This window comes from Nocardia sp. NPDC051750, from assembly GCF_044453135.1.
Taxonomy (GTDB): Bacteria; Actinomycetota; Actinomycetes; order Mycobacteriales; family Mycobacteriaceae; genus Nocardia.
Genome location: NZ_JBITCK010000001.1, coordinates 1,017,688 through 1,043,673, shown reverse-complemented (window position 1 = coordinate 1,043,673; position 25,986 = coordinate 1,017,688). Strand labels below are relative to the sequence as shown.

The 25,986-nt window shown below is 66.9% G+C and carries 29 protein-coding genes and 2 tRNA genes; 17 read left to right on the top strand and 14 right to left on the bottom strand.

Annotated features, from left to right (window positions below):
* Positions 1 to 95 precede the first annotated feature (95 nt).
* The 4 genes from ACIA75_RS04515 to ACIA75_RS04500 form a co-directional block, all read right to left on the bottom strand.
* The gene (locus ACIA75_RS04515; protein WP_397099835.1) at positions 96 to 2,003 is read right to left on the bottom strand and encodes an ABC transporter ATP-binding protein; all 1,908 of its coding nucleotides are present in this window, start codon (positions 2,001 to 2,003) and stop codon (positions 96 to 98) included.
* A gap of 130 nt (positions 2,004 to 2,133) precedes the next feature.
* Entirely contained in the window at positions 2,134 to 3,867 is a 1,734-nt protein-coding gene (locus ACIA75_RS04510) for an ABC transporter ATP-binding protein (protein ID WP_397099833.1), read from the bottom strand.
* A complete protein-coding gene (locus ACIA75_RS04505; RefSeq protein ID WP_397099831.1) occupies positions 3,861 to 4,403 on the bottom strand; it encodes an RrF2 family transcriptional regulator in 543 nt (180 codons plus the stop codon). Before ACIA75_RS04505 ends, ACIA75_RS04510 begins: the two co-directional genes overlap by 7 nt.
* A gap of 24 nt (positions 4,404 to 4,427) precedes the next feature.
* Entirely contained in the window at positions 4,428 to 5,021 is a 594-nt protein-coding gene (locus ACIA75_RS04500) for a TetR/AcrR family transcriptional regulator (RefSeq protein WP_397099829.1), read from the bottom strand.
* A gap of 259 nt (positions 5,022 to 5,280) precedes the next feature.
* Here ACIA75_RS04500 and ACIA75_RS04495 point away from each other — a divergent pair, with 259 nt between their 5' ends.
* The gene (locus ACIA75_RS04495; protein WP_397099827.1) at positions 5,281 to 7,668 is read left to right on the top strand and encodes an MMPL family transporter; all 2,388 of its coding nucleotides are present in this window, start codon (positions 5,281 to 5,283) and stop codon (positions 7,666 to 7,668) included.
* A gap of 67 nt (positions 7,669 to 7,735) precedes the next feature.
* Here the strand turns inward: ACIA75_RS04495 and ACIA75_RS04490 are convergent, their stop codons facing one another.
* The 3 genes from ACIA75_RS04490 to ACIA75_RS04480 form a co-directional block, all read right to left on the bottom strand.
* Positions 7,736 to 8,455: a maleylpyruvate isomerase family mycothiol-dependent enzyme gene (locus ACIA75_RS04490; RefSeq protein WP_397099825.1), complete on the bottom strand. Its 720-nt coding sequence runs from the start codon at positions 8,453 to 8,455 to the stop codon at positions 7,736 to 7,738.
* Positions 8,456 to 8,600: 145 nt separating this feature from the next.
* Entirely contained in the window at positions 8,601 to 9,032 is a 432-nt protein-coding gene (locus ACIA75_RS04485) for a very short patch repair endonuclease (protein WP_397099823.1), read from the bottom strand.
* Positions 9,029 to 10,162 (bottom strand): DNA cytosine methyltransferase, encoded by a 1,134-nt coding sequence (locus ACIA75_RS04480; protein ID WP_397100921.1) that lies wholly within the window; start codon positions 10,160 to 10,162, stop codon positions 9,029 to 9,031. The genes ACIA75_RS04485 and ACIA75_RS04480 overlap by 4 nt, the downstream gene beginning before the upstream one ends.
* Before the next feature lie 325 nt (positions 10,163 to 10,487).
* Between ACIA75_RS04480 and ACIA75_RS04475 the strand changes: the two genes are divergently transcribed.
* Positions 10,488 to 11,552: an alpha/beta hydrolase gene (locus ACIA75_RS04475; RefSeq protein WP_397099821.1), complete on the top strand. Its 1,065-nt coding sequence runs from the start codon at positions 10,488 to 10,490 to the stop codon at positions 11,550 to 11,552.
* 61 nt (positions 11,553 to 11,613) lie between these two features.
* Here ACIA75_RS04475 and hisC read toward each other — a convergent pair whose 3' ends face one another.
* Positions 11,614 to 12,690: a histidinol-phosphate transaminase gene (hisC, locus tag ACIA75_RS04470; protein WP_397099819.1), complete on the bottom strand. Its 1,077-nt coding sequence runs from the start codon at positions 12,688 to 12,690 to the stop codon at positions 11,614 to 11,616.
* Between the two features lie 94 nt (positions 12,691 to 12,784).
* Here hisC and ACIA75_RS04465 point away from each other — a divergent pair, with 94 nt between their 5' ends.
* The 3 genes from ACIA75_RS04465 to ACIA75_RS04455 all read left to right on the top strand — a co-directional run bounded on the left by ACIA75_RS04465 (position 12,785) and on the right by ACIA75_RS04455 (position 13,816).
* Positions 12,785 to 13,525 carry a dienelactone hydrolase family protein gene (locus tag ACIA75_RS04465; RefSeq protein WP_397099817.1) on the top strand — a complete coding sequence of 247 codons (741 nt, stop codon included), beginning with the start codon at positions 12,785 to 12,787 and terminating at the stop codon, positions 13,523 to 13,525.
* A gap of 92 nt (positions 13,526 to 13,617) precedes the next feature.
* Positions 13,618 to 13,707 (top strand) — tRNA-Ser (locus ACIA75_RS04460).
* 36 nt (positions 13,708 to 13,743) lie between these two features.
* Positions 13,744 to 13,816, top strand: a tRNA-Arg gene (locus tag ACIA75_RS04455).
* 354 nt (positions 13,817 to 14,170) lie between these two features.
* Here ACIA75_RS04455 and ACIA75_RS04450 read toward each other — a convergent pair.
* Positions 14,171 to 14,359, bottom strand: a complete 189-nt coding sequence (locus ACIA75_RS04450; protein ID WP_327114320.1) for a hypothetical protein — start codon at positions 14,357 to 14,359, stop codon at positions 14,171 to 14,173.
* 178 nt (positions 14,360 to 14,537) lie between these two features.
* On the opposite strand from ACIA75_RS04450, the gene ACIA75_RS04445 reads away from it, so the two are divergent.
* The 10 genes from ACIA75_RS04445 (at position 14,538) to ACIA75_RS04400 (ending at position 22,135) form a co-directional block, all read left to right on the top strand.
* Positions 14,538 to 16,763 (top strand): MMPL family transporter, encoded by a 2,226-nt coding sequence (locus tag ACIA75_RS04445; protein WP_397099814.1) that lies wholly within the window; start codon positions 14,538 to 14,540, stop codon positions 16,761 to 16,763.
* Between the two features lie 4 nt (positions 16,764 to 16,767).
* The gene (locus ACIA75_RS04440; protein WP_397099812.1) at positions 16,768 to 17,349 is read left to right on the top strand and encodes a TetR/AcrR family transcriptional regulator; all 582 of its coding nucleotides are present in this window, start codon (positions 16,768 to 16,770) and stop codon (positions 17,347 to 17,349) included.
* Positions 17,350 to 17,629: 280 nt separating this feature from the next.
* Positions 17,630 to 18,085 carry a DUF4241 domain-containing protein gene (locus tag ACIA75_RS04435; protein WP_397099810.1) on the top strand — a complete coding sequence of 152 codons (456 nt, stop codon included), beginning with the start codon at positions 17,630 to 17,632 and terminating at the stop codon, positions 18,083 to 18,085.
* On the top strand, positions 18,082 to 18,381 hold the full coding sequence (locus ACIA75_RS04430; RefSeq protein ID WP_397099808.1) for a DUF4241 domain-containing protein: 300 nt from the start codon (positions 18,082 to 18,084) through the stop codon (positions 18,379 to 18,381). The genes ACIA75_RS04435 and ACIA75_RS04430 overlap by 4 nt, the downstream gene beginning before the upstream one ends.
* 81 nt (positions 18,382 to 18,462) lie before the next feature.
* The gene (locus ACIA75_RS04425; RefSeq protein WP_397100919.1) at positions 18,463 to 18,939 is read left to right on the top strand and encodes a VOC family protein; all 477 of its coding nucleotides are present in this window, start codon (positions 18,463 to 18,465) and stop codon (positions 18,937 to 18,939) included.
* Positions 18,940 to 19,117: 178 nt separating this feature from the next.
* Positions 19,118 to 19,495, top strand: coding sequence for an ArsR/SmtB family transcription factor (locus ACIA75_RS04420; RefSeq protein WP_397099806.1), 378 nt, complete (start codon positions 19,118 to 19,120; stop codon positions 19,493 to 19,495).
* Positions 19,492 to 20,595 carry an ACR3 family arsenite efflux transporter gene (gene arsB / locus ACIA75_RS04415; RefSeq protein WP_397099804.1) on the top strand — a complete coding sequence of 368 codons (1,104 nt, stop codon included), beginning with the start codon at positions 19,492 to 19,494 and terminating at the stop codon, positions 20,593 to 20,595. The genes ACIA75_RS04420 and arsB overlap by 4 nt, the downstream gene beginning before the upstream one ends.
* Positions 20,592 to 21,014 carry a low molecular weight phosphatase family protein gene (locus ACIA75_RS04410; protein WP_397099802.1) on the top strand — a complete coding sequence of 141 codons (423 nt, stop codon included), beginning with the start codon at positions 20,592 to 20,594 and terminating at the stop codon, positions 21,012 to 21,014. The genes arsB and ACIA75_RS04410 overlap by 4 nt, the downstream gene beginning before the upstream one ends.
* Before the next feature lie 28 nt (positions 21,015 to 21,042).
* Positions 21,043 to 21,711 carry an arsenate reductase ArsC gene (locus tag ACIA75_RS04405; protein WP_397099800.1) on the top strand — a complete coding sequence of 223 codons (669 nt, stop codon included), beginning with the start codon at positions 21,043 to 21,045 and terminating at the stop codon, positions 21,709 to 21,711.
* Between the two features lie 13 nt (positions 21,712 to 21,724).
* On the top strand, positions 21,725 to 22,135 hold the full coding sequence (locus ACIA75_RS04400; RefSeq protein ID WP_397099798.1) for an arsenate reductase ArsC: 411 nt from the start codon (positions 21,725 to 21,727) through the stop codon (positions 22,133 to 22,135).
* 29 nt (positions 22,136 to 22,164) lie between these two features.
* Here the strand turns inward: ACIA75_RS04400 and ACIA75_RS04395 are convergent, their stop codons facing one another.
* The 3 genes from ACIA75_RS04395 to ACIA75_RS04385 are packed head-to-tail and all read right to left on the bottom strand — an operon-like array spanning position 22,165 to position 24,054.
* Positions 22,165 to 22,305: an FAD-dependent oxidoreductase gene (locus tag ACIA75_RS04395; RefSeq protein WP_397099796.1), complete on the bottom strand. Its 141-nt coding sequence runs from the start codon at positions 22,303 to 22,305 to the stop codon at positions 22,165 to 22,167.
* Positions 22,302 to 23,525: an MFS transporter gene (locus ACIA75_RS04390; protein ID WP_397099794.1), complete on the bottom strand. Its 1,224-nt coding sequence runs from the start codon at positions 23,523 to 23,525 to the stop codon at positions 22,302 to 22,304. Before ACIA75_RS04390 ends, ACIA75_RS04395 begins: the two co-directional genes overlap by 4 nt.
* Before the next feature lie 16 nt (positions 23,526 to 23,541).
* Positions 23,542 to 24,054 carry an ArsI/CadI family heavy metal resistance metalloenzyme gene (locus tag ACIA75_RS04385; RefSeq protein ID WP_397099792.1) on the bottom strand — a complete coding sequence of 171 codons (513 nt, stop codon included), beginning with the start codon at positions 24,052 to 24,054 and terminating at the stop codon, positions 23,542 to 23,544.
* Positions 24,055 to 24,148: 94 nt separating this feature from the next.
* Between ACIA75_RS04385 and ACIA75_RS04380 the strand changes: the two genes are divergently transcribed.
* Both ACIA75_RS04380 and ACIA75_RS04375 read left to right on the top strand, forming a co-directional pair.
* The gene (locus ACIA75_RS04380; RefSeq protein WP_397099790.1) at positions 24,149 to 24,508 is read left to right on the top strand and encodes an Rv2640c family ArsR-like transcriptional regulator; all 360 of its coding nucleotides are present in this window, start codon (positions 24,149 to 24,151) and stop codon (positions 24,506 to 24,508) included.
* Between the two features lie 64 nt (positions 24,509 to 24,572).
* A complete protein-coding gene (locus ACIA75_RS04375) occupies positions 24,573 to 24,773 on the top strand; it encodes a hypothetical protein (RefSeq protein WP_397099788.1) in 201 nt (66 codons plus the stop codon).
* Positions 24,774 to 24,795: 22 nt separating this feature from the next.
* Here the strand turns inward: ACIA75_RS04375 and ACIA75_RS04370 are convergent, their stop codons facing one another.
* Positions 24,796 to 25,044: a hypothetical protein gene (locus ACIA75_RS04370; protein WP_397099786.1), complete on the bottom strand. Its 249-nt coding sequence runs from the start codon at positions 25,042 to 25,044 to the stop codon at positions 24,796 to 24,798.
* A 3-nt stretch (positions 25,045 to 25,047) separates the two neighbouring features.
* Positions 25,048 to 25,965, bottom strand: coding sequence for a hypothetical protein (locus ACIA75_RS04365; protein ID WP_397099784.1), 918 nt, complete (start codon positions 25,963 to 25,965; stop codon positions 25,048 to 25,050).
* Between the last annotated feature and the right edge of the window lie 21 nt (positions 25,966 to 25,986).

Here is a 25,986-nt window from a genome sequence, read left to right as displayed (position 1 = left end):
CCGCCTCCGGGCCCGACCGGCTCATGCTGTGTCGATAGGCATGAGCCGGGGCCCTGCGTGGTGACGCTGCGCTGCCGCCTCCGGGCCCGACCGGCTCATGCCTCGACCGCGGCCGCCGCGAACTGCGCGCTGTAGAGGCGGTAGTACGCGGCCTCCCGCGCCAGCAGTTCCTCGTGGGTGCCCTGTTCGACGATATGGCCGTCCTCCATCACCACGATGAGGTCGGCGTCGCGGATGGTGGAGAGCCGGTGGGCGATGACGAAACTGGTCCGGTCCCGGCGCAGTTCGGCGGTGGCCTGCTGCACCAGCAGCTCGGTCCGGGTGTCCACCGAACTGGTGGCCTCGTCCAGTACCAGGATCGTGGGTTTGGCGAGGAACGCCCGGGCGATGGTGATCAACTGTTTCTCACCGGCGCTGACCCCGGTGCCCTCTTCGTCGATCACGGTGTCGTACCCGGCGGGCAGCGAGTGCACGAACCGGTCCACATAGGCGGCGCGGGCGGCGGCGAGGAGATCGCCCTCGCTCGCCTCCGGGTCGCCGTAGGCGATGTTCTCCCGGATAGTGCCCTTGAACAGCCAGGTGTCCTGCAGCACCATTCCGATCCGGGAGCGCAACTGATCCCGGCTGAGCGCGGTGATATCGACCCCGTCGATGCTGATCGTGCCGGAATCCAGTTCGTAGAACCGCAGCAGCAGATTGACCAGGGTGGTCTTCCCCGCGCCCGTGGGCCCGACGATCGCCACGACATGACCCGGTTCAGCGACGAGCGAAAGCTGCTCGATCACCGGTTGCTCCGGCTTGTAGCGGAACGAGACATCATCGAATTCGACCTGCCCACGTCCGGGCGGCCGGATGACCTCCTTCGCCGGGTCCGGGCTCTGCTCGTCGGCATCGAGGATCTCGAAGATCCGCTCGGCCGAGGCCACCCCCGACTGCAGCAGATTCGCCATGGCGCCGATCTGCGTGAGCGGCTGGCTGAACTGGCGCGAGTACTGGATGAACGCCTGGACCTCGCCCAGCGACAGCTGGCCGGAGGCCACCCGCAGGCCACCGATCAAGGCGACCAGCACGTAGTTCAGGTTCCCCAGGAACATCGAGGCGGGCATGATCAGGCCGGAGATGAACTGGGCCTTGAAACTGGACTGGTACAGATGCTCGTTGCGCTCGTCGAATTCGGCGCCCACCTGGCGGCTGCGACCGAACGCGGTCACCACCTCATGCCCGGTGTAAGCCTCTTCCACCTGGGCGTTCACCAGCCCGGTGTACTTCCATTGGTCCCCGAAATGCGGTTTGGAGCGCTTGGCGATCTGCGCGGTCACCACGATCACCGCGGGCACGGTCAGCAGGGCGATCAGCGCGAGCAGCGGCGATATCCAGAACATCATCCCGAGAATGCCGAGCACCGAGAGCAGCGAGATCAGCAGCTGACTCATCGTCTGCTGCAGGCTCTGCGAGATATTGTCCACATCGTTGGTGACCCGGCTGAGCACATCACCGCGGGGGGCGGAATCGAAGTAGCTCAGCGGCAGCCGGTGGATCTTGTCCTCCACATCGGACCGCAACCGCTTGATCGTCCGGTTGATCAGATCGTTGAGCAGGTAGGCCTGTAACCAGCCGAACAGCGCCGCACCCAGGTACAAGACGAGAACCAAGATCAGCACCCGGCCGACCGCCGAGAAGTCGATCCCGACCCCCGGCACGACATCCATTCCGGAGAGCATGTCGGCGAAGGTGTCCTGCCCCTGCGCCCGCAGCCCCGCGATGGCGTCGTCTTTGCTCACTCCCGCCGGCAGCTGCCGGCCGACCACTCCGTCGAAGATCAGGTTGGTGGCCTTGCCGAGCAGGTACGGCCCGGCGATATTGAGCACCACCGAGATGACACCGAGCGCGACGACCACAATCACCAGCCGCCGTTCCGGCGCGAGCCGCCCACCCAGCCGCTTCAGCGACGATTTGAACGATCTGGGCTTCGCGTCGGGCGCACCCGCCATCCCCGGTCTCATCTAGCCTCCCTCGAAGCGGGTACATGCGGTCGGCGGAGGCCGCAGCAAGTACGACGAATCGCACCTACTCGGAGCGGAAACATGCGGTCAGCGGAGGCCGCGGCGAAGGCGGAGGTATCGCAGTATCGCATCACTTGGCCTCCTCCACGCTCAACTGGGATTCGACGATCTCCCGGTACTCCGCGCAGTCGCGGACCAGCTGCTCATGTGTTCCGAGGCCCACCATCGCACCGTCCTCCAGCACCACGATCTGGTCGGCGTCCCGGATCGTCGCGATCCGCTGCGCCACGATGATCACCGCGGCGTTCGCCGTCACCGGCCGCAACGCTTCGCGCAGCCGCGCATCGGTGGCGACGTCGAGCGCGGAGAAGGAGTCGTCGAACAGGTACACCCGCGGCGAGCGCACCAGGGCCCGGGCGATGGCGAGCCGCTGCCGCTGCCCGCCCGAGACGGTGGTCCCGCCCTGCGCGACCGGTGTTTCCAGCCCCTGCGGCATCGCGCGCACGAAGTCGGCGGCCTGGGCGATCTCCAGGCAGCGCCACAGGTCTTCGTCGGTGGCCTCGGGGTCGCCGTAGCGCAGGTTGCTCGCCACGGTGCCGGAGAACAGGTACCCCTTCTGCGGCACCAGCCCGATCCGGGAACGGAGTTCGTTCAGGTCCAGGTCGCGCACATCGGTGCCGCCGAGTAGAACGGCGCCTTCGGTGGCGTCCATGAGCCGCGGGATCAGGTTGAGCAGTGTGGTCTTCCCCGCGCCCGTCGATCCCACGATCGCGGTGGTCTGCCCGGGTTCCACCCGGAAGTCGATACCGCGCAGGATCGGTTCTTCGGCTCCCGGGAAGCTGAACCCGGCGGCACGCACCCACACCTGTCCCGGGTCGCCCTGGAACGGCTGGGGTTGCCCGGGTGAGCGCACCGACGATTCGGTGTCCAGCACCTCCGTGATCCGGTCCGCCGAGACCGCGGCCCGCGGCGCCATCATGGCTAGGAACGAGGCCATCATGACCGCCATCAGGATCTGCATGATGTAGGAGAGCAGCGCAGTCAGCGACCCGATCTGCATATCGCCGGCATCGATCGCCTTACCGCCGAACCAGATCACGGCGACGGAGGTCACGTTGCTGATCAGCATGACCGCCGGGAACATCAGCGCCATCAACCGGCCCACCCGCACCGAGATATCGGTGAGCTCGGTATTGGCCACATCGAAACGCCAGACCTCGAGCCGCTCCCGGACGAAGGCGCGCACCACCCGGATACCGGTGATCTGCTCCCGCAGCACCCGGTTGACCTCGTCCAGACGGGTCTGCATCAGGCGGAACGCGGGCACCATCCGGGCGATGATCAAACCCATGCTCAGCGCCAGGGCCGGTACCGCGATGAGCAACAGCCAGGACAGGCCCAGATCTTCGCGCAAGGCCATGAAAATGCCGCCGACGCACATGATCGGGGCCATCACCGCCACGGTCGACGCCATCACGATGAGCAACTGCACCTGCTGCACATCGTTGGTGTTGCGGGTGATCAGCGAGGGCGCGCCGAACACCCCGACCTCGCGGGCCGAGAAGGTGTTCACCCGGTGCAGCAGCGCCGCCCGCAGGTCCCGTCCGGCGCCCATCGCGGCCTGCGCGGCCAGCAGTACCGAGGACGCGGACGCCACGATCTGGACACCCGACACCGCCAGCATCCGCAGGCCGGCGGTCCAGATGTAGCCGATATCGCCCTTGGTGATGCCTTCGTCGATCAGGTCGGCGTTGAGACTCGGTAGATACAGCATGGCGATCACCGAGATCAGCTGCAGCACCACGATCCCGGCCAGCTGTTTCCGGTAAGGAACGAGGAAACTTCGGAGCAGTCGGATCAGCATGATGATCGAACGCTACCGTCCGGATCCGCGGAGCGCGCCATAATTTCCGGTGGGTCCGGCGGCGCAGTGCCGGCGGGTTCGCGGCGGGCCCAGGCGCCCGGATCGGCAGTCAGCGTTTCCACGAATTCCGGCAATCCACCGGAAGCGATATCGGCCAGGGTGACGTTCTCGAGAACTGTGCGGATATTCACCCGTAACGCGATCCACACCTGCTGCAACGGCTCGGCGGCACCGGGATAGCGCACTTCCTCGGGTCGCATCCCACGCACCGAGGCGAGGGGCCCCTCGATCGCTCGGATGATATCGGCGATGGAGATATCAGCGGCCGGACGTGCCAGCCGGTATCCCCCGTCGGGTCCGCGGCGGCTCGTCACCAGGGCGGCGCGGCGCAGGTCGGCGAGCACGCTCTCCAGAACTTTGGGCGCGATCTGCTGGGCGGCCGCGATCGCTTCCGCTTTCACGGCCGCGGCCTGATCAGCTGCCGTGATCTCGAGCAGTGTGCGCACGGCATGATCCACCTTCGCGGTGATGTGCACGACGTACCTGACCTTTCCGCTGTGCTATCGCACGTCCGGTTGCAGAGCCGCGATCGCCGCTTCCAGCAGCGTCGACTCCACCACATCATCCCCCGCCTCGGGTGCTACTTCGTTCGAAATCAGGGCGACGGTCAGAATCTCCATGGCCGCGCTGGCCCGCAGCAGCCGTACCGGTGTGGGCTCGGGCCCGGCCAGCCAGTTCCGCAAGGCCTTGTTGGCGTCGACGATCACCGGGTATTGGTCGGCCACGGCGTTGACGATGGCCACCGCGTTGCGCACCATCATCTCCCCCGCGTCCCGGTGCCGGATCATGGCCCGGATATAGGTGCGCAGCACCGTCCGGCGGCCCTCCGCATCCGGTGCGGCCATGGCCTCGACCTCGTCGGCCAGTGCGCGCAGATCGTCCAGCAGTGGATTGATGACGGCGACCAGCAGTTCCAGTTTCGACGAAAAGTGATAGTAGAGCGACGGCTTTGTGATTCCCACCGCATCGGCGATCTCGCGCAGGCTGGTCTGTTCGAAACCTTTACTCACGAACAGCTGTACGGCGGCGTCCAGGATGGCCTGCTTGGTGTCCCGACCTGCGGTAACGTGGTCTTCAGTTCGCCGATTCGCCATTCTCGGTCCTCTCGTTCTCCCGGCGTCGCGCCCGGTGTGCCGCCGGAAGTCGAGCTTGTTCCTCCGTTTAACCTCCCGGTAGTCTACCTACCGTACGGTAGATACATTGGCGTCCACCGTGTAGGCGGGTCCACACGATTTTCGCGCACCGAGGCACCGGTCTCACCGCGCGATCCGGTCCGCGAAAGCGACGTCGGCCGTCAGTTCGTCACAGCACATATGACCAAACCGTCTCGGCCTCGCCAAGGAGAAATCCCTCGTGTCCGTATTCCTGTACAGATGGGGAAAGTTCGCTTTCCGCCGGAAGTGGATAGTGCTGCCCGTATGGGCGCTGATACTGGTGTTACTCGGCGGGGCGGCCGCCACCCTGGCCAAACCGTTCCAGGACAGTTTCGAAATGCCGGGTCTGCCGTCGGAAAAGGCCACCGGCATCCTCGAGGAACATATGCCGCAGATGGCCTCGATGTTCAGTATCGACGCCATCACCGGCACGTATGTGATCGCCGCGCAGAACGGCACACTGGCCGACGAACCCAATATGACGGCGCTGGACGCCCTGGTCCAGCGGCTGAACGAGCTGGACATCGTCGATCACACCGAGCCGATCGTCAACCCGGTCACCGCCACCTCGATGATGCCCGCGAGCCAGGAGGCCGCGAAGGAACAGGCCGAGGCGGCGGCGAACCTCGCACCCGGTGAGGCACCGCCGACGCCGGAGCCGAACTGCCTCGACGGTCGGAACTCCCCCGAGTTCAAGGGTCTGTGCGGTGGCGCGCCCCTGAACGTCTTGAACGAGAACAACCCGCAGACGGTCGCCGTGATCGACGCGAAGTTCACCATGCCGACCTTCTCCGATATCACCGAGGAGAACCGGCAGGCCGCCGAAGCCATCGCCCAGGAGGGCCGCAACGCGGGTCTCACCGTCGAAATGACCGGCGCCATCGTGCAGACCCAGCCCGAATCCGGGCAGGCCGAGATGATCGGTATCGGGGTCGCGCTGATCGTCATGATCATTGCCTTCGGCGCCATCGTCGCGGCCTTCGTGCCGATCATCACCGGGATCGTCGGCGTCGCCTGCGCCGGTGCCCTGCTGCTGACCGGCACCTCGCTGACCGAGGTCCCGACGTTCACGCCGATCCTGGCGTCGATGATCGGCCTGGCGCTGTCCATCGACTACGCCCTGTTCATCGTGTCCCGGTACAAACACGAACTGGTCGTCCAGGACTCGCCGGAAGAGGCCGCGGGAGTCGCGGTGGGCACCGCCGGTTCGGCGGTTGTCTTCGCCGGCCTCACCGTGGTGATCGCGCTACTCGGCCTGTCCGTTGTGGGCATCAGCTTCCTCACCGCGATGGGTATCGGCGGCGCCATCGCCGCCGGGTTCGCCGTGCTGGCGGCCATCACCCTGATGCCCGCCCTGCTCGGGGCGCTGGGCAAGTCGCTGTTCAAGCCGAAGATCCCGTTCGTGGCCAAGCACGATCCCGAGGACGACAACTCCGTCACCAACGGTATGCGCTTCGCCCGGTTCATCGCCCGGGTGCCGGTGCTGACGCTGATCGCCAGCGCGATCGTGCTGGGCGCCCTCGCCGCCCCGGCTACCCAACTGAACCTCGGACTGCCCGGCGGCGACAGCATGCCCGAGGATTCCTCGGTCCGTAAGGCCTACGAACTGCAGACCGAAGGCTTCGGCGAAGGTAAGAACGGTGCCCTGGTGGTGGCGGTCGATCTGTCCGAGACCCCCGAGGGTGAGCGCGACGCCGCACTGGCCGCCCTGCGCGACCAACTGGCCGGCTACGAAGGCGTGGACTACCTGAGCGTCGCCCAGCCCAGCCCGGACGGCCGGGCGGCACTGTTCCAGGTGGTACCCGAATCCGGCCCGAACAGTGCCGAAACGCAAGACCTGGTCGAGCACGCCCGGGACGCCGAAGCCGCACTGCAATCCCAGTACGGCATGGAGTACGGCATCACCGGCCAGACCGCCATCTACGCGGATGTGAACAGTGTGCTGCTGACCAGCATCATCCCGTACCTGGCCATCGTCGCCGCGGCCGCGTTCGTCCTGCTGCTGCTGGTGTTCCGGTCCATCCTGGTCCCGCTCACCGCCGCGCTCGGCTTCCTGCTGTCGATGGCCGCGACCTTCGGTGTCACGGTGCTGATCTTCCAGGAGGGTGCCTTCGGCCTGGTGAAGGACACCCATCCGATCATCAGCTTCCTACCCATCGTGCTGATCGGCCTGGTGTTCGGCCTGGCGATGGACTACCAGGTCTTCCTGGTGACCCGGATGCGCGAGGAATTCGTGCGCGGCAAGGACCCGAAGGAGGCGATGATCAGCGGCTATCACCATGGAGCGCGCGTGGTCACCGCGGCCGCCGTCATCATGATCTCGGTCTTCGGCGGTTTCATGCTCTCGCCCGATATCACCTCCAAATCCATGGGCTTCGCCCTGGCGGCGGGTGTTTTCTTCGACGCCTTCCTGGTCCGGATGGTCCTGATCCCGTCACTGCTGGTGTTGTTGGGCAAATGGGCCTGGTGGATGCCGGCCTGGCTGGACCGGATCCTGCCGGATATCGACGTCGAGGGTGCGAAACTGCGCGAACTGCAGAAGCGTGAGAAGCCCGCGGCTGTCGAAACGGAACCCGCCGGGGTCTGAATCCCGCGAATCGAAAACCGGCCGGCGCCCACTCGGGCGTCGGCCGGTTTCGTTCATCCGGGGCCGCTCAACGCCATGCGGGCACTTCCGGCAACTCCCGGGGCAGATTCTCGTCCACGCCACGCCCGAGCAGCCAGGCCAGCAGCGACGCGGCCGGTGCCGCCACGGTCCGAGCCGGATCACCGGACCCGATCACAGCCCGGAACCCGGTATCGGTCGCGTGGATCTCGAAGGGCTCCGCGAGCTCACGCCCACTCAGATCGGCCGCGACCTCGGCGACCAGGTCCGCCACGAAATCCGCCGGCCACTGCGCGGGGGTGTAACCGGCACCGAGATCGACATGGTGAATCCGCAACTCCTGCAACCGCATCCAGGGGATCCGGTCCGCCCCGACCGGCCGTCCCTGCCGGGTCCGGACCTCGGCCTGCCACTGCTCCGCGGTCAGCACCCGAGCCATTCCGGTCAACCGATCCGCCGACTCCACGAGGTCGGATCGCTGTTCGGCGAGCGAGCGCGGCGCCCCGAGTTCGATATCCGCGTCACGCAGCGCCGTGCTGGCGTACTGCGGCGTCTCCACCCCGGTATGCGCCCAGAGCAGCAGATTGACCAGACTGTCGGCATTGCGCGAAATATGCGCGAGTACATGACCCCGGGTCCAGCCCGGCAACGCGGACGCGGCCGCGACCGCCGAATCGTCCAGAGTGTCTACGGTGGCGAGCAAGTCGGTGGTCGCTTCGGCAACCTCCCCCATGCGCCTGGTGAGTACTTCGATGAAATCGCTGGGCACGCCACCGACCCTAATCGGCTGAGCCGCTCGAGGACCATCACAGACCCGCACGCGGCCGCGGCGAAGCCGCGGTACGCCCGGCACCGGGAACCCACTGGACTCCAGGGTTTTCGGGCCCGGACCGGTCCAGCCAACAGCGAGCCTGTCAGCGTCCCAGCGCCGCCTGTACCCGGTCGGCCGCGCACACCGGGTCCTCGTGTTCCCAGACCCGGACCACCTGCCAGCCCGCCGCGACCAAAGCCGCGTCGGTGGCCCGGTCGCGTGCGACATTGCCGGCCAGCTTCTCCGCCCACCAGTCCGCGTTGTTCTTCGGATCGGTCGCGTGCACCGGGCAGCGATGCCAGAAACACCCGTCGACATACACCGCCACCCGCAGCCGGGGAAATACCAGATCGGCCCTGCGGCGCTGACCGCGCAACGGCGCCCGGTCGACGAAATACCGGATCCCACGCCGGTGCAGCTCCCGCCGCAGCGCCAGCTCCGGTTCCGTATGTGCCCGCCGCTGCCGCGACATCCGTGCGCTGGTAACCGGGTCGGTGGCCGGGCGATCGCTGCTGCGGCCGGGTTCGCCGGTCATGCCGCCCAGCCACCCATCCGGTCCAGGTGCGCCTCGACATCGTCGAGGAAACCGGCCGGGAACCGCAGTTTCCCCATCCCCGTACGACGCAGGAATCCGGCCGTGGCGCGGGCCGAGAGCAGTTGGGTGTCGGTGAGGAAGAACCGCAGATCCTCATAGGGCTCGTGGACGGGCCACGGGGAGATCGGCACTTCGAACACCTGGCTGGAATGCCCCCAGGCCGCACCGGGCCACGGGCTGCCGGGCGGCAGCGGGATATGCCCCGGGATCGGGTCCGCCGGCGCTCGCAACCGCGACCCCACCCAGGACGCCATCCGCACACTCACCGCATTACCCACCAGCTTCCAGCGCTGCCCGGGCCGGAACCCCGGCGCCGCCAAAGCCGGCTCGGTCCAGCCCGGTGCGAACCCCTGCAGTCGCTCCCCGTCGGTGATACCCGGGGTCACGATCTCCCCGGACGGCAGCAGCACCGCGGGCGCGCTCGGGATACCCAGCCCGGACCCACCCTTGAGAGTGGGTATCGCATTCACCACCCAGCCCAGGCCGCGCACACCCTCGGTCCAGTAGAAACCGCACGGATCGCTGTCGACGGACCCCAGCAGACGCGGGCCCGCGTCGTCGGCGAACAGGACGGTGCGCGGATCCTCGGTCCGCGAAGCCAGCATGAGCACCCGGTTGCGCCGCTGCGGCAGGCCGAAGGCCCGGGCGTCCACCACCCGGTACGCCCAGGTGTAGCCGAGATCGTCGAGGGCCTCGGTGATATGACGCATGGCCGCCCCGCGCCCGAGTTGCAGCATGAACGGCACATTCTCGATCAGCAGCCAGCGCGGGCCGCGTTTCCGGCGCACCAACCGGAACACGTGATCGACCAGGCTGGATCGGGTCCCGGTGATACCGGCGGTACGCCCCGCCTGGGACAGGTCCTGACACGGGAAACCCGCGGCCACCAGCTCGGTTTCCGCCGGTAACGCCCGCAACCGGGTGATATCGGCATGTAGTTCGGCGTCGGGGAAGCGCGCCGCCAGCACTTTCTGAGCGCCGGGGTCGATCTCGCACAGCAGGGTGCTGTGCCAGCCGTGGGCTGCCAGCCCGAGCTCCAGGCCTCCGATCCCGGCGAAAAGCCCCACCATCCGCGCGCCCGCCACGAGGTCCTCTCTCCATCCGGTCCGGCTCCGGAAGCGAGATTACTCTGCGCATTCCACGGGGCCGGCAGTGTCCGGCGGGCCCCACCCCCGGCAGACCCGGGTCGATCGAGTCACGCCCCGGCCCTCGGCCGGCAGAGTCGCGCCCCCACCCCGCGCCACCTGCCCGGACACATCCGCTGCTTCCGCGAGTCGATCATCACTCCGGTGAGTTCCATTCCGCGGCAAGACCATCGAAACCGCTGGTCAGAGCGGTTGGATGGGTGGCTTTCGGTCCGCTGCGCCGGCCGCCTCGTCTGGCAGGATGGGCGCCATGAAGTATCGCGTCGGACTGGCCGCCGTCGTATCGGGCGCTGTCGCCCTGTGCGGCGCCGTCGCGCCGAGCGCCGCGCAGGCGGGACCTGAAGAACTGCACCCCGCACCCACTCGACCCGGTACCGGCTCCGCCGAGGATCCCGGTCCGGTCGAGCAGGCCGAACCGGTCCCGGCGCCGCGGGCCGCCATCGTGGGTGTGGAACCGGTACACGAACGCCTGATGCGCGTTTTCATCGACTCCCCCGCCATGCACCGCACGGTCCAAGTCCTCGTCCTGCTGCCCGCCGACCGCAACACCCCCCGGCCCACCGTCTACATGCTCGACGGCCGCAGCACCCAGCCCGACAGCAACAACTGGCTCGACCGCGGCAATGCCGCACAGTTCTACGCCGACAAACCGGTGAACGTGGTCTTCACCGTCGGTGGCCCGGCCAGTTTCTACACCGACTGGCAGCGCCCCGACCCGGTGCTGGGCGTCAACAAATGGGAAACCTTCCTCACCGAGGAACTACCGCCGCTGCTCGACGCCCAATTCTCCGGAAACGGCCGCAATGCGGTGGTCGGGACGTCCATGGGCGCCGAGGCGGCCATGATGCTGGCCATCCGGAAACCGGAACTCTATTCGGCCGTCGGCGCGCACAGCGGATGTTTCTCCACCGGCACCGACCTCGGCCAGGCGCAGGCCCGCATGGTCATCTCGACCTACAAGGGCGACCCCGAGAACATGTTCGGCACCCCCGACGACCCGGCGTGGCTGGCCCACGATGTCACCCTGCATGCGGCCGCGTTGCGCGGCAAGAAGCTGTATCTCTCCTCCGGGAGCGGGACCCCGGGAGTTCACGATGTGCTCACCAACCCGGAGACCCCGTCCAGCGTGCTGATGGGCGGTCCATTGGAAGCCGCCACCGATTTCTGCACGCGCCGATTGGCTCAGCGCCTCGACGCTCTCGGCGTCGATTACACCGCCCACTTCCGACCGCAGGGCACCCACTCCTGGCCGTACTGGGCCGACGAGCTGGTCGCATCGTGGCCGACCATCGCCGACGGGCTCGGCATCGACTGATCGGCGGTTGCGCGCCGCCCACCCGCGACCCGGCGGATGGGCTTCGCAAGATGTGCGGCCCCTACGCTTTCGAGAAACGCGCAGCCGTTTCCGGAGCGGTGGCGAACCGCAAGAACAGATCGTTCTCGTGCGCGTCACCGGCAGTCACGCGCACCCCCTCACCCGCGAACGGGCGGATCAGCACCCCCGCCTCCGCACTCGCCTCGGCGAACTCCACGGTGGCCGCGCCCAGGTCGATCCAGACGAAATTCGATTCGCTCGGCGGCACCCGGTACCCCGCGGCCAGCAAACCGTCGCGCATCCGCTCCCGCTCGACGATCACCGTCTCGGTCCGGTCCAGCAGTTCGTGCCGGGCCTGCAACGAGGCGATGGCCGCCGCCTGCGCCACCCGGCTCACGCTGAACGGGATATGCACCTTGAGCAGCGCCTCGATCACCTCCGGTGCCCCGACCGCATACCCCACCCGCAGCCCGGCCAGCCCGTACGCCTTCGAGAAGGTCCGCAGCACCACCACATTCGGCCGCGACCGGCCCAGCTCCACCCCATCGGGATGATCCCCGGGCAGCCGCAGATACTCGTAGTACGCCTCGTCCAGCGCCACCAGGACATGCGCCGGCACCCGGTCCAGGAACCGCTCCAGCTCGGCCTTGCCCACCGCGGTACCGGTCGGATTGTTCGGGTTGCAGAGGAACACCAGCCGGGTCCGGTCGGTGATCGCCGCGGCCAGCGCATCCAGATCGTGCACATTATCGGTGAGCGGCACGGTCACCTCGGTCGCGTTACCGACCTGCGTGATGATGGGATACGCCTCGAACGAACGCCAGGCGTAGAGCACCTCGTCGGCCGGGCCGGCGCAGGTGATCTGCACCAACTCCTGGCACAGCGCCACACTCCCGCAGCCGACCGCGATATTCGCCGGCGTGACGCCGAGGAACTCCGCCAGCGCTGCCCGCAGTTCGCCGGACTGATTGTCCGGATAGCGGTTGGCCAGCTCCACCGCCTCGGCGATGGCTTTGCTCGCGGCAGGCAACGGACCGATGGTGGTTTCGTTGCTCGCCAGTTTGACCGCGCCGGGATGGCTGCGGCCGGGAACGTACGCCGGAATGGAATCGAGGTCCGGCCGGATGTGCGCGGTCACGTAACGAGCTTAGTTCCGATCTCGATCGCGCCACGTTCGGGCTGTTCACCTGCCAATTCTTCCCGCTCCGGGGATATCGCCCTACGCTGGGAACATGTCGGGCACTTATGACGATATTGCGCCGTTGCGGCGTCACGAGCCGGGGACCGCCGGAAACGATCAGGAACCGACATCGGCCACGACCGGGCCCGAAACCGGCGAACACGTACCCATCACGGTGATCGAACCGGACGGGTTCGCCCGCGGCGGAATCGTGCTGCTGCACGAGTCGCAGGCGTTCACCGGATCATTGCTGGCGCTGATGCACGCCCTGGCCGGCGAGGGCTGGCTGGTGATCGCACCGAATCTCTTCCACCGCGCCACCGCCTCCACCGCCGGAGTTTTCGGCGACGAACTGTTCGAGGATTTCGACGCCTGCTTCGACTGGCTCACCCACCGCGGGGTCTTCCCCGACTGCATCGGCGCCCTGGGTTTCGACACGGCCGGCACCGCGGCCTTCCTCGTAGCGACCAACCGTCCCATCGGCGCCGCGGTCAGCGTGGCCGCCTCCGGAATAACCTCTCCCCTGACCGATCAGGCCGAAGCCCTTGTGACCGCTGCCCCTCGCCTGCAGGCCCCCTGGCTCGGCCTGTTCGGCGCGGAATCGACCACGCCCGCCGACGAGGTGGACCAACTCCGCGACGCCACCGCCCGCGCGGCGGTCGCCAGCCTCGTCGTGAGCTACCCGGGCCTCCTGCACCGCGCCGACCAACCCGGCGACAACGAAGACGACACCGACGAACTGATCGACTCCCAAACCCGCATTTTCGACTGGTTCGACAGCCACCTACGCTGATCAACCAGCCGTTTTGCAGTTTCATACCAGGCTCGGGTAGCCTTTCTGCTCGGCGGTTCGAAAGGACCGGTGCCCTCGAAGAGAAGGCTCCAGGAGGCGTGCCAGAGCGGCCGAATGGGACTCACTGCTAATGAGTTGTCCCTTCACGGGGACCGGAGGTTCAAATCCTCTCGCCTCCGCCACGCCCGGTTCACCGGGCGACAACTGAATACGAGCATGCGCCCGTAGCTCAACGGATAGAGCATCTGACTACGGATCAGAAGGTTAGGGGTTCGAATCCCTTCGGGCGCACTTCACTCGAGACCAGGCCCATGCCCACGGGGGCGTGGGCCTGGTCTCGTTTCGTCATTTTTTGCGGGGGCGAAGCCCCCGCGCCCCACCCGGAGGGCTTCGCCCCCGGACCCCCTCTGTGGATGGTTGCGTTTGTGGGGTCAGTTGCGGAGCGCAAGTGTGGTCTGTTCGGAAACGAAGTCGTTTCCTGATCCGCTGGCGCAGATGGGTCCCGCTGTATGCACAGGCGGACCTGTACGCACAGCAAGCCTCTGCGCCCTGGCCCGCCCTACTGCGCCCGGGTTGCCGCTCGTTACCGATGGTGGGATCGGCCTTGCGGTCCGCTGCGGGGGAGAGTCACCGAGCGTAGGCGTTTCAACGCTTGCGGGCCCGCGCCTGCCTGGTGAGTTCGGTTATCCGGTCGGGGCGGTGGGAATTGTTCAGCTCGGCCACCAGCTCGTCGGGGCACAACTCGTAAAGGTCGCCCCACCAACGGCAAGCCTTGTTGTCCCATACGCGGTATCCGCCCGGCACGCCGCGTGCCACGTACCGTCGCCGAGCCATACCGGAATTCTAACGGCGCATCCACAGTCCTTGGGATCACTCATCCAGGTGCAGACCACGAACCGTTCACGAGACAGCTTTGCGCGACCTCCGGCCACGTGGCCCGGGACGGTCTTGCCCGTCGACAAAATGGAAGTTACTCTCAAAAAACAGTAACTTCCAATGAAGAGAGACTGTCATGTCAGCTCTGCTCTATCGGATCGGGCGGTTCAGTTTTCGCGCTCGACGACTCGTCCTCCTGTCCTGGGTGCTCCTCGTGGTCGTCCTGGGGGTCGGTGCCGCCTCCCTGGCCGCCCCCTCCGCGACGACCTTCAACCTGCCCGGCACGGAATCCCAGGAAGCTTTCGACCTCCTCGAAGAGCGGTTCTCCGAAGTGCCCCTCGACGGCGGCTCCGCTCAGATCGTGTTCATCGCCGAGGACGGCACGGTGAACGATCCCGCGCAGCGCCGGAAGATCACCGAGGTCGTGCAGGCGGCTGCCGGAGCGTCCGAGGTCGCGGCCGTGACGGGGCCGTTCGACAACGGGCTGATCTCGCCGGATCAGCGGATCGCCGTCGCCGAGGTGACCTATGCGGTCTCCTTCGAAACGGTGCGCGATTCGAGCCGGCAAGAGCTGATGGACCTGGTCGAACGGAGTGGTTCGGCGGAGCTGCGCGTCGCTGTGGGCGGGGACGTGATGGAGCTGATGCCGGACGTGAGCAAGGAACTCATCGGATTGCTCATCGCCGCCGTGGTGCTCGTGATAACCCTGGGTTCCCTGGTTGCCGCGGGGATGTCGTTGATCGCCGGGGTCACCGGCGTCATGGCCGGACTTCTGGGAATCCTCACGGCCACAGCATTCATGGACCTCGGAGTCACCACCCCGATCCTCGCGCTCATGCTGGGGCTCGCCGTCGGTATCGACTACGCGCTGTTCATCGTCTCCCGCTACACCCATGAGCTGTCCCGGAACCCGGACCCCGAGGATGCCATCGGCCGAGCCGTGGCGACAGCCGGATCCGCGGTGCTCTTCGCCGGGATGACCGTGGTGATCGCGCTCGCCGGGCTCAGCGTGGTCGGTATCGGACTACTCACCGAAATGGGTCTCGCCGCGGCGGTGACCGTAGCCATCGCCGTGCTGGTGGCGATCACGCTGCTACCGGCCCTCCTCGGATTCGCCGGACGCCGAGTACTGCGGCGCGGTCTGCGACGGCAGTCGGCCGAGGGTGTCACGGGAGCCACGCCCGGCCGGTTCACCCTGGCACCCCGCTGGGCGGCGCTGACGACGCGGCGACCGGTGACGACCCTGATCGTCGCGCTGATCGGGCTCGGCATCCTGGCACTTCCCGCGCTGGACCTGCGGCTCGGCGTCCCGGACCAGGGCACCTACCCGGAACACACCACGCAGCGCCAGGCCTACGACGCGATCTCCGCGGGCTTCGGTCCGGGGTTCAACGGCCCCCTGCTGGTGGTAGTCGACCTGGCCGGTGCGCAGCAGCCGGCGGACACCGCGCAGCGGGTGCATACGGAATTGGCCGGGACCGAAGGGGTCGTCCTGGCCGCGCCACCGGAATTCAACCCCGCCGGAGATACGGCGATTATCGGACTCGTCCCGCGCGGCGGCCCCGACAGCGAGGAGACCGAGCAGCTGGTGCAACTGCTGCGCGGCAGCGTCGCCGACACGGTCGGCCAGTTCGGCGCCCGGATCGCCGTCACCGGAACCGCGGCCATCATCATCGATTTCAGCGACCGGATGGCCGAGGCGTTGTGGACCTATCTCCTGGTGGCCATCGGCCTGTCGTTCCTGCTGCTGATGGCCGTATTCCGCTCTGTCGTCGTCCCGCTCAAGGCGACCGCGGGTTTCCTGCTCAGCCTCGGCGCGACCTTCGGCGTCCTGGTGGCCACCTTCCAGTGGGGTTGGCTGGAATGGCTGGGAATTCACCCCACCGACGTCGTGGTGAGCATGCTGCCGATTTTCATCATCGGTGTGGTGTTCGGGCTGGCGATGGATTACGAGGTGTTCCTCGTGACCCGGATGCGGGAGGAATACGTGCACGGCGCGTCGGCGACCTCGGCGATCCGGACCGGTTTCGGTCACGGGGCACGCGTGGTCTCCGCGGCCGCGATCATCATGGTGAGTGTGTTCGCCGGGTTCGCCTCCGGTGACGCCAGCGATATCGTGCAGATCGGTGTGGCGCTGGCCGCCGCGGTCGCCGTCGATGCGTTCGTGGTCCGGATGACCATCGTCCCGGCGGTTCTCGCACTGGTCGGGGACAAAGCATGGTGGCTGCCGAAGTGGCTGGACCGGATACTGCCGGACCTGGATGTCGAAGGCCGGAACATCCACGGGCAACCGGCGCCGGACACTACCGCCGACGAAGACTCCGGTTCGTTTGTCCGGTCGGTCGAGGGTTCGGCAAGATGATGTTATGAGTACCGGCGGCCTGCGAGAACTCAAGAAGAAGCGCACCCGCGAAGCCATCCAGGATCACGCTTTGCGCCTCTACCGGGAGCAGGGGTACGCCAAAACCACGCTGGAGGAAGTAGCCGCCGCCGCCGAGGTTTCGCCGAGCACGCTGTTCCGCTACTTCCCCACCAAGCCGGATACGGTGCTGTTCGACCGGGTGGACCCCATCTTCCTCGAGAAGTTCCTCGCAGAGCCCGCCAACCTCCCACCGATCCAGGCCGCACGCAACGCCCTCCTCGCCGTACTCAACAGCACCGAGGTAGACATCGCGACGGTAGAAACCACCCGGATGCGACTTATCGCCACCGTGCCGGAACTCCGCGCGGCCGTCCTGCAGAAAGTGGAGACGGACCTACCGCCGTTCATGGAAGCCTTCGCTCAACGCGTCGGCCGGGAACCGGACGATCCACGCGTCCGCTACTGGACCGGCGCGGTGGCGGGCGTAGCCCTGATGGCCTACCTGCGTGCGGTCGACAACGGCGAGGACATCTACACCGTCGTCAACGAGGCGCTGGAATTCCTGGAGAACGGCATGCCCCTCTGACACAGCCGGGTCCGTCCACGGCAAGCCCCATCGGCCCCCGATGGCCATAAACCTGATCGGTTTTGCACGGTTCAGATCAAGAACCAGTAAGAAGCATGGTGAATCCTCGGCTGCGAGAGGTGAGAACTAATCCCCGGTAGGCGCTGTAGGTGTCGAATGGACGGATGACAGGCAGCATGACAGCGCAACCCTTTGCCGGGTCTACGCGCGCGGGGATCGGGGGCGGATATTGACCGACGAGAAGAGCACTTCGGCCGAGCCCGCCGCCGGCGGAGAGTCGATGCTGGAGAGCCGGCGGCGGTCCCCCGCTCCCTACCTCAATCCCTACCTCGACGATCTCATGTGTGAGGGCGCGACTGTTCTTCTGGCGGGGGCCCGCTCCCGCATTGTGGCGCACAGCTCACGGGGCAAGCTCGATATGCCGACAGGACACGTGGTTGCCTGCGAGCCCACGCGGTTCTTCGACGGCATACCGTTCACCGAAACGATCGCACCTGGCCGGTACGAGGTCCAGGAAATCGTTTTGCGTGATCCGGACTCGGGGAATGAATGGACTCCGGTGGTAGCAGTTCTGCTGCGCGTCTCCGAGGCCCCGGCGGTGTCATGGGAGATGGCCGTTCGCGCCGGACAAGATCCACGAGCGCTGGAAGACGGCGGGTTCTATGGATTCGATGGGGTGCTGTCGCCCGGGGATCCTTCGTCGACGCCGAACCGTTCAGTGCGGCAGGACAGTTGATCAACCCCGTCAGAGAGCAGTCGGCGCCCCTCCGGGAATGGGCCAGGGCGGTGGCGCGGGGCGAGGAGGACCAGCTACCCAGCTATCAGTGGCGCCGGACGGTAGAACGCGGTTTGCAGGATCCGGGCGGGATTCGCGTGCCCGGCACGGACCACAACATGATCGCCTACCAGTGTCCGTACGTCGATGAGAGCTACCCGACGTGGATCGGCCGTGATTCCGAAGGTGCGATCGTCTGTTTCCTCACCGACATGCTCACCACGGCGCCCGACGACCTCGGCCGAGTGAGGGCATGACCGCAACAGTGGCGAACATCGCCGGCCAGCGGCAGAAAGTGGCCTCATGAACGGGCACGTCAAGCTATAACTGCGACCGATATCTGGGATCGCGGTGACCAGCACCGCCCTTATCGTGGATCGGTTGCATCGGTCAAGCAGGTCCAGATCACGTTCGACTACGCAGAACCCGAGCGCGTCGCCCGCTTCTGGTGCGAGGTACTGGGCTACGTCGTACCGCCGCCGCCGGAGGGTTTCGCTACCTGGGACGATTTCGATCGCTCACAGCCGCCGCAGCGTCAGGGTTCGTCGTTCGCTTGCGTCGACCCCTCGGGAGTGGGTCCGCGCCTGTACTTCCAGCGCGTGCCCGAAGGCAAGGTCGTCAAGAATCGGGTGCACCTCGACGTGCGGGCCGGCACCGGTCTGGTAGGTGAAAAGCGCCTCGCCACACTCGAAACCGAATGCGCACGACTGATCGCCCTCGACGCTGTGCGCGTACGGCTACTGACCGCCGATGGCTACCACGAGTCGTGCATCGTCATGCAGGACATCGAGGGCAACGAGTTCTGCCTCGATTGAACCGGTCCATTCTTGACCAGAAGCGGACCCTGTTATCGCTGGTCATCGATCTCTAGGGGTCCGATCTGTTCATGACCACCCCTTTATAGGCGGCCGATGGACCGTCCCAGTCGCCCCGGAGGGGGTGTTCACCGGCTGTTCGTTTGCGAATGGGATCGACAATTGTCAATATCGATGCATGTCTAAGTCGCAGTTGCCGGTGGGGCCGGTCGAGGCGTGCAATCCGTCTCCGCGGGTGCGGGAGCCGTTGTCGGCGGATGCCGCCGGGGAGTTAGCGGTGGTGTTCAAGGCACTGTCGGACCCGATACGGCTGCGGCTGCTGAGCTCGATCGCATCGCGGTCCGGGCAGGAAGCCTGCGTGTGTGACCTGTCCGAAGGTATCGATCTGACCCAGCCGACGATCTCCCACCACCTGAAGGTCTTGCGGAGTGCCGGCCTGTTGACCAGTGAGCGCCGCGCGTCGTGGGTGTACTACCGGGTCGTCCCGGAAGCCCTGCGACAACTGTCGGATGCGCTGTCGCTGGAGGCCGGCGCGCTCGCCGAGGTGAACGCATGAGTACCGAGATCACCACCACGACCAGCGGCCGGCCGGGCGTGGTGGGAAAGCTCTCGACACTGGATCGGTTCCTGCCGGTGTGGATCGGTGTGGCCATGGGCGCGGGTCTGCTGCTGGGCCGGGTGATTCCGGGGCTCGGGGACGGGCTGGCGGCGGTGGAGATCGACGGGATCTCGCTGCCGATCGCGATCGGGCTGTTGATCATGATGTACCCGGTGCTGGCGAAGGTGCGCTATGACCGCCTCGACACCGTGACCGGCGACCGGCGGCTGCTCATCGGGTCTCTGGTGCTGAATTGGCTGCTCGGGCCCGCGCTGATGTTCGCCTTGGCGTGGCTGCTGTTGCCGGATTTGCCGGAATACCGCACCGGCTTGATCATCGTCGGGTTGGCGCGGTGTATCGCGATGGTGATCATCTGGAACGACCTGGCCTGCGGGGACCGGGAGGCCGCCGCGGTGCTGGTGGCGCTGAACTCGATCTTCCAGGTGATCATGTTCGCCGGTCTCGGCTGGTTCTATCTGTCGGTGCTGCCCGGCTGGCTGGGCTTGGAGCAGACCACGATCGACACTTCCCCGTGGGAGATCGCGAAGTCGGTGCTGATCTTCCTCGGGATCCCACTGCTCGCGGGCTATCTGACCCGCAGGTTCGGGGAGCGAGCGAAGGGCCGTGACTGGTACGAGTCGACGCTGATCCCGCGGATCGGGCCGTGGGCCCTGTACGGGTTGTTGTTCACCATCGTGGTGCTGTTCGCCCTGCAGGGCGATCGGATCACCTCCCAACCCCTGGATGTGGTGCGGATCGCGGTGCCGCTGCTGGCGTATTTCGCGGTCATGTGGGGCGGCGGATACCTGCTGGGCGCGGTGATGGGACTGGGATACGAGCGCACCACCACGCTGGCGTTCACCGCGGCGGGCAACAATTTCGAGCTCGCCATCGCGGTCGCGATCGCCACCTACGGTGCCACCTCCGGCCAGGCCCTCGCCGGTGTCGTCGGCCCATTGATCGAAGTCCCGGTCCTGGTCGGGCTGGTTTATGTGTCCCTGGCACTACGCAACCGGTTCCGCGATACCGCGACCCCGCACGAGGCACGCTCCCGGTGACCACGGCAGTGAAGGTGTTGTTCGTGTGTGTCCGCAACAGCGGTAAATCACAGATGGCGGCAGGGCTGCTGCGCGCCGCGGCCGGTGATCGCATCGAGGTGCATTCGGCCGGCACCGATCCCGGCGTACGGCTGAACGCACTATCGGTGGCCTCGCTGCGGGAGGTCGGGGTCGATATCGGCGGTGAAGTCCCGAAGCCGGTCGATCCGCCACTGCTCGCGGTGGTGGATCTGGTGGTGGTCCTGGGCCGCGAAGCCGAACTCGACGCCCCTGCGGGTGTGCGGGTGCTCCGGTGGGACACCGACGAGCCCTCGGCGCGCGGGATCGAGGGGATCGAGCGGATGCGGCTGGTCCGTGACGATATCACCGCCCGCATCCGTGCTCTGGCCGCCGAATTCGACTCAACTATCCAGCTTTGACCGTCCTTCTGGAGCATCGGATCCTGATATGACCGAATCCCCCATCCCGGTATCCGCGTTGCGCGCGGATTTGAGTATCGACCAGCATGTGGCGTTGAAAACCGCCGCGACCCGGTTGCAGCGGGAGTTCGACGGCACTTTCGGTGTCGAGACGATCGAGCGGTTCCTGCACTCCTCCTATGAGCAGTTCGCCGGCCGCGCCACGATCGTGAACTTCCTGCCCCTGCTGGCCGAGCGGTTCGCGCGCCAACGCCTGCATGCTTTGGCCAAAGTCGAAGGCCTCACCCACACCGGCACTCCGACCGTGCTGTTTTTGTGCACCCACAACGCCGGCCGCTCCCAGATCGCCCTGGGCCTGTTCACCCATCTCGCCGGTGGGCATGCGATCGCCTGGTCCGGTGGCAGCGAGCCGGGCGATGAGATCAATCCGGCCGCGGTCGAGGCGATGGCCGAGATCGGGATCGATATCACTGGTGAGTATCCGAAGCCGTGGACCGAGGAAATCCTGAAAGCCGCCGACATCATCATCACCATGGGCTGCGGGGATGCCTGCCCGGTGTATCCGGGTCGTCGCTATGAGGATTGGGATCTGCCCGATCCCGCTGGTCTCGATGTCGCCGCGATCCGCCCGATCCGCGCCGAGATCGAAATCCGTGTCCGCGCCCTGCTCGCCGAGCTCGACGTCCCTACCGCGTGAAAGAGGCCGACCCATGACCACTGCACCAAGTGTGTTGTTCGTCTGTGTCCACAATGCCGGGCGCTCCCAGATGGCCGCCGGATTCCTGGCCCACCTCGCCACCGGAGCAATCGAAGTCCGCTCCGCCGGCAGTGCTCCGGCCGAGACCCTGAATCCCGCCGCAGTAGCGGCGATGGCCGAGGTCGGTATCGATATTGCCGGGCAGACCCCGAAGGTCCTGACCCCCGATGCGGTGGAGTCCTCCACGGTCGTGATCACCATGGGCTGCGGCGACAGCTGTCCGGTATTTCCCGGGATCAGCTACCGCGACTGGGATCTGCCCGACCCGGCGGGGAAGGGGATCGAGGCGGTGCGCCCGATCCGCGACGAGATCCGTTCCCGGGTCGAGGCATTGATCGCCGAACTGGCGCCCACCCGCACCTGACCGCGGGCGCTGTCCCCAGAGATTTCCGGTCATCGCAGCCGGACGGTGGCCTCACCGGTGGCTTCCAGGACCGCGGTCCGCAGACCGCGCCGTGCGAGGTGGTGGGCGCCGGCCAGGCCGGATTGACCGCCGCCGATGATGACGGCGTCGTAGTCGTATTCGTACGTCACAACGTCTCTTTCTTCGTGATGGTGAGTCCGGTGCGAGTCGCGATGACCGCGGCGAGGGCCGCGATACCGCCGAGGACGAGGTAGGCATGGGCGTAGCTGCCGGTCCAAGCCGAAAGCACCGTGCCCGCCCACGGCGCCAGCGCGGAGATGATCACCACCGGGGCGGACAGCAGCCCGTTCAACCGGCCGTAATGGGTTGCGCCCCATCGGTCGGTGATCGCGGTGGCCTGGATCAGAGTGAAGATGCCGCGCACCAACCCGGCGCCGATCGCGACCGCGATCAGCGCCACCACCCCCGACACCACCCCGAGCAGCGCTGTGGTGACGGCGAGCGCGGCGAGGACCACCACGGTGCGGACGGTGACACCGGTGTAGCGGGACAGCGGCAGATACCCGAGACGGCCCAGCACCTGCCCGGCACCTCCGAGCCCGAGTGCCCACGCGGCTAACGAGGGGCTGAACCCTTGTTCTTGTACGAGGGCGACGAGGTTGAAGATCCCGGCGAAGCTCGCGAACGCCGCCAGGCACATCGTCACGACCAGCACAGCGAAGCGCGGGCTGCGCGCGATCCCGGAATGATCGGCATGCGCTGCCTCCGCCGGTGGCGGCGGGGCGGGCCACGGAGCCCGCAACCCCAGCCAGTGCACCGGAATGGTCAGCACCGCCAAGACGGCGGCGAGCACGAGATAGGTGGCGCGCCAGTGGGTGTGACCGTCCAGGGCGGCGGTGACCGGCGCGAACACACTGGACGCCAGGCCCCCGGCGAGGGTGAGGACCATAAGCGCGGTTACACGCTCAGCACCCCACCAGCGGGTCAACGCCGCGAATGCCGGCGGATACAACACCGCCCCCATCGCCACCCCAGCCGCCAGCCAGCCGAGATAGAACACGGCCAGGTTCGGGGCAGTCGCGATCGCGATCAGGGCGACGACACCAAGCAGCGATCCGGCGGTCATCACCCGGCGCGGACCGACGCGGTCGATGACCGCACCGACCGGGATCCCGGTGAGGGCGGTGGCTAGTTGGCCGAGCGAGAAGGCAGCAGTGATCACCGGCGCCGACCAGCCGGTATCACGGGTGATCGACCCCGACAACACGGGGAACGCGTAATACAGGATCCCCCAACTGGATATCTGGGTCAGGCACAGCACCGCCAACACCCGGCGGCGCCCCGCCCGCGGCAACCCCACCGCCGCGGGCGCGGTATCGATCTCGGTCACCTCCGGCAACCGGGCCCTACTGGGCGGCGGCCGGCGTGCAGCACGCCACCCCGGGCTCCGACTCCCGGGCGGATTCGGTATCGGTGGGAGCGTCGGTGCCGCAGCACGCCTGCACCGCCGCACCATCGGTCATCTCGGCGAACACCGGAGCCGCACCGAAATGCTCGGTATCGGCAAGGACGGTGTAGACCTCCCACCTCTCCTGGTTCGGGCCGGTTACCCAGACCTTGTCCTGGGTGGCGAAGCAACACGTGGTCGCGATCTGCTCCTCGGTGAACAATCCGGCATCGGACAGACGCGCGATCTCGGCGTGCACCTTCTCCGAGGAATCGACCTCCACCCCGAGGTGGTTGACACTGCCGCCCTGGCCCAGGTTCTCGATCAGCACCAGCTTCAGCGGCGGTTCGTCGATCGCGAAATTCGCATACCCCGGCTTGCGCTTCGCGGGCTGCGCACCGAACAGGGTCGAGTAGAACCCGACCGCTGCTTCCAGATCATCGACATTCAGAGCGAGCTGCACACGAGACATGATGACCTCCAGTAATGTTACATATATCGAAGAGCCGACAGGGTCGAGTGTGCCACCTTTTCGACATATGTCAATATTCCGGTAGGATCAGGACATGCCCAAAGCACTGCCCGTCATCGACACCACCGCACCCGTCTGCTGCGCCCCCGTGGCCGCCGGCCCGGTCGACGACGAAGCAGCCCTGCACGTCGCCCTCCGCTTGAAGGCACTGGCCGACCCGGTGCGCGTGAAGCTCATGTCGCTACTGCTGGCCAACCCGGCCACCGGCGCCAACGGCGGCGACCTCGCTGAAGCGGTCGGTCTCAGCGAATCCACCGTCAGCCACCACCTCGGTCAGCTCCGCAAAGCGGGCCTGGTCCAATCAGAGCGCCACGGCATGAGCGTCACACACCGCGCCCACCGCGATGCCCTCTCCGCGCTGTGTGTGGTACTCGACCCCAACTGCTGTCGGTAACCACCGCCATCCGGCGCAGGCGCGTGCGATCGAGAGGGCCGGACCGGTGCGGATAGTTTCGGGGTTGCATCCCACACCGGGGTTGCACGCTCGCGCCGCGGCGAAGCTGGCCGAGGTCGATGCCGAGTTCGCCGCGGTACGTGACAGGTTGCGTGCGGCTTCGGCCGCCGGGTGCGACGACCTGTTCACGTGCAGTGAAAGCCCGGGCTGTCCGGTGCCTTTCGATATCGACGCCGCCTACGGCGGCACCGGCGGATCGCTGTGAGTGCTGAGCCGAGGCAGCGTCGTCAGGGCGACCAGGCGTCGGGTAGGTGGTCCTCGACCTCGAGTCGTGTCAGTGGCAGGACGGCGTCGTCCGGGCTGTCGACCAGCATGGCCAGCTCATGATCCGGTAGTGGTCCGTGGCCCGGGTCCGCCGGCACCACCTGTCCGGTGAACGGGAGGCAGCGGCCGATCCAACGCCAGCCGTCCGCATCCCGCGACCAGTAGTCACCGTGTGCGTCCCGATAAATGCCGGGTTCCTTCGGGACATACATCTGTCAGTCCTGAATGCCCGCTGAGTTCGCCAGCGACCGCAGCCCTTTACTGGCGTAGCGCTGCTGCTGGGCCGCAGTCTGGATCGCGGCCTTCACTGTGCCCGAAGCCCGGAAATGCTGGGGCGCCAGCGCGCGCGCCGCGTACAGCTCTTCGATCGCCTCGTCCGGTCGCCGGTTCAGTAGGTGCGCGCGGGCGATATCGAGGTGAAAGTATGTCTCGCGCTCGGCTGCCATACCCTGCGGGATCGCCACCGTCTCGGCGATTTTCAACGCCTTACCAGGCTGGACCAGGTCTACAGCAGCGGCGATCGCGTACAGCTTTACGTTGGTGGGCCCGACCACCGTCTCGTACACGACACGCTCGCCCACCGATTCTGCGACCTTCGCAGCCTCAGCCAGATGTTCATCCGATGCGGAGCCGTCCGCCTGCGACGCGGCGATCACGCCCGCCCGCATGTGCAAGGCGGTCCACACCGCGGCCGCATTGGGGTCCTGGTGGATCATCGGTTCGATCTCGCTCATCGTCCGGTCCAGCAGGCGCAGCGCATGTTTGCCCGCGCCTATGCGGGTGAGCGCCGCGGCCCGCAAGTAATGGCACGTCGCCATCAGCAATGGGTCGCCGCTACGGTCGGCCGCCCATTCCATTCGATCCATCGCCGTCAAAGACAGGTCGGCGTATCCGAGCTTGTGCGCCAGCGTGTTTCCGGCGCGATAAGCGTCGGCAAGCAGGGCGTATGCAGGCTCCCCGTATTCTGCGCCGGCCGCCAACAGCTGGTCCACGAGCCCGGGCAAGGTCGCGCCGATCTTGTCGTACTTCGTGTCGCGCCGCCACTTCCCGAGCTGAACCACCTGGGCACCGAGTGCTTCCAGCGGTTGAGATTCCATCTCGTCGTTCCACAAATCGGTGGAGGCGAGTGCCATATAGCTACGATTGCGTAGCTA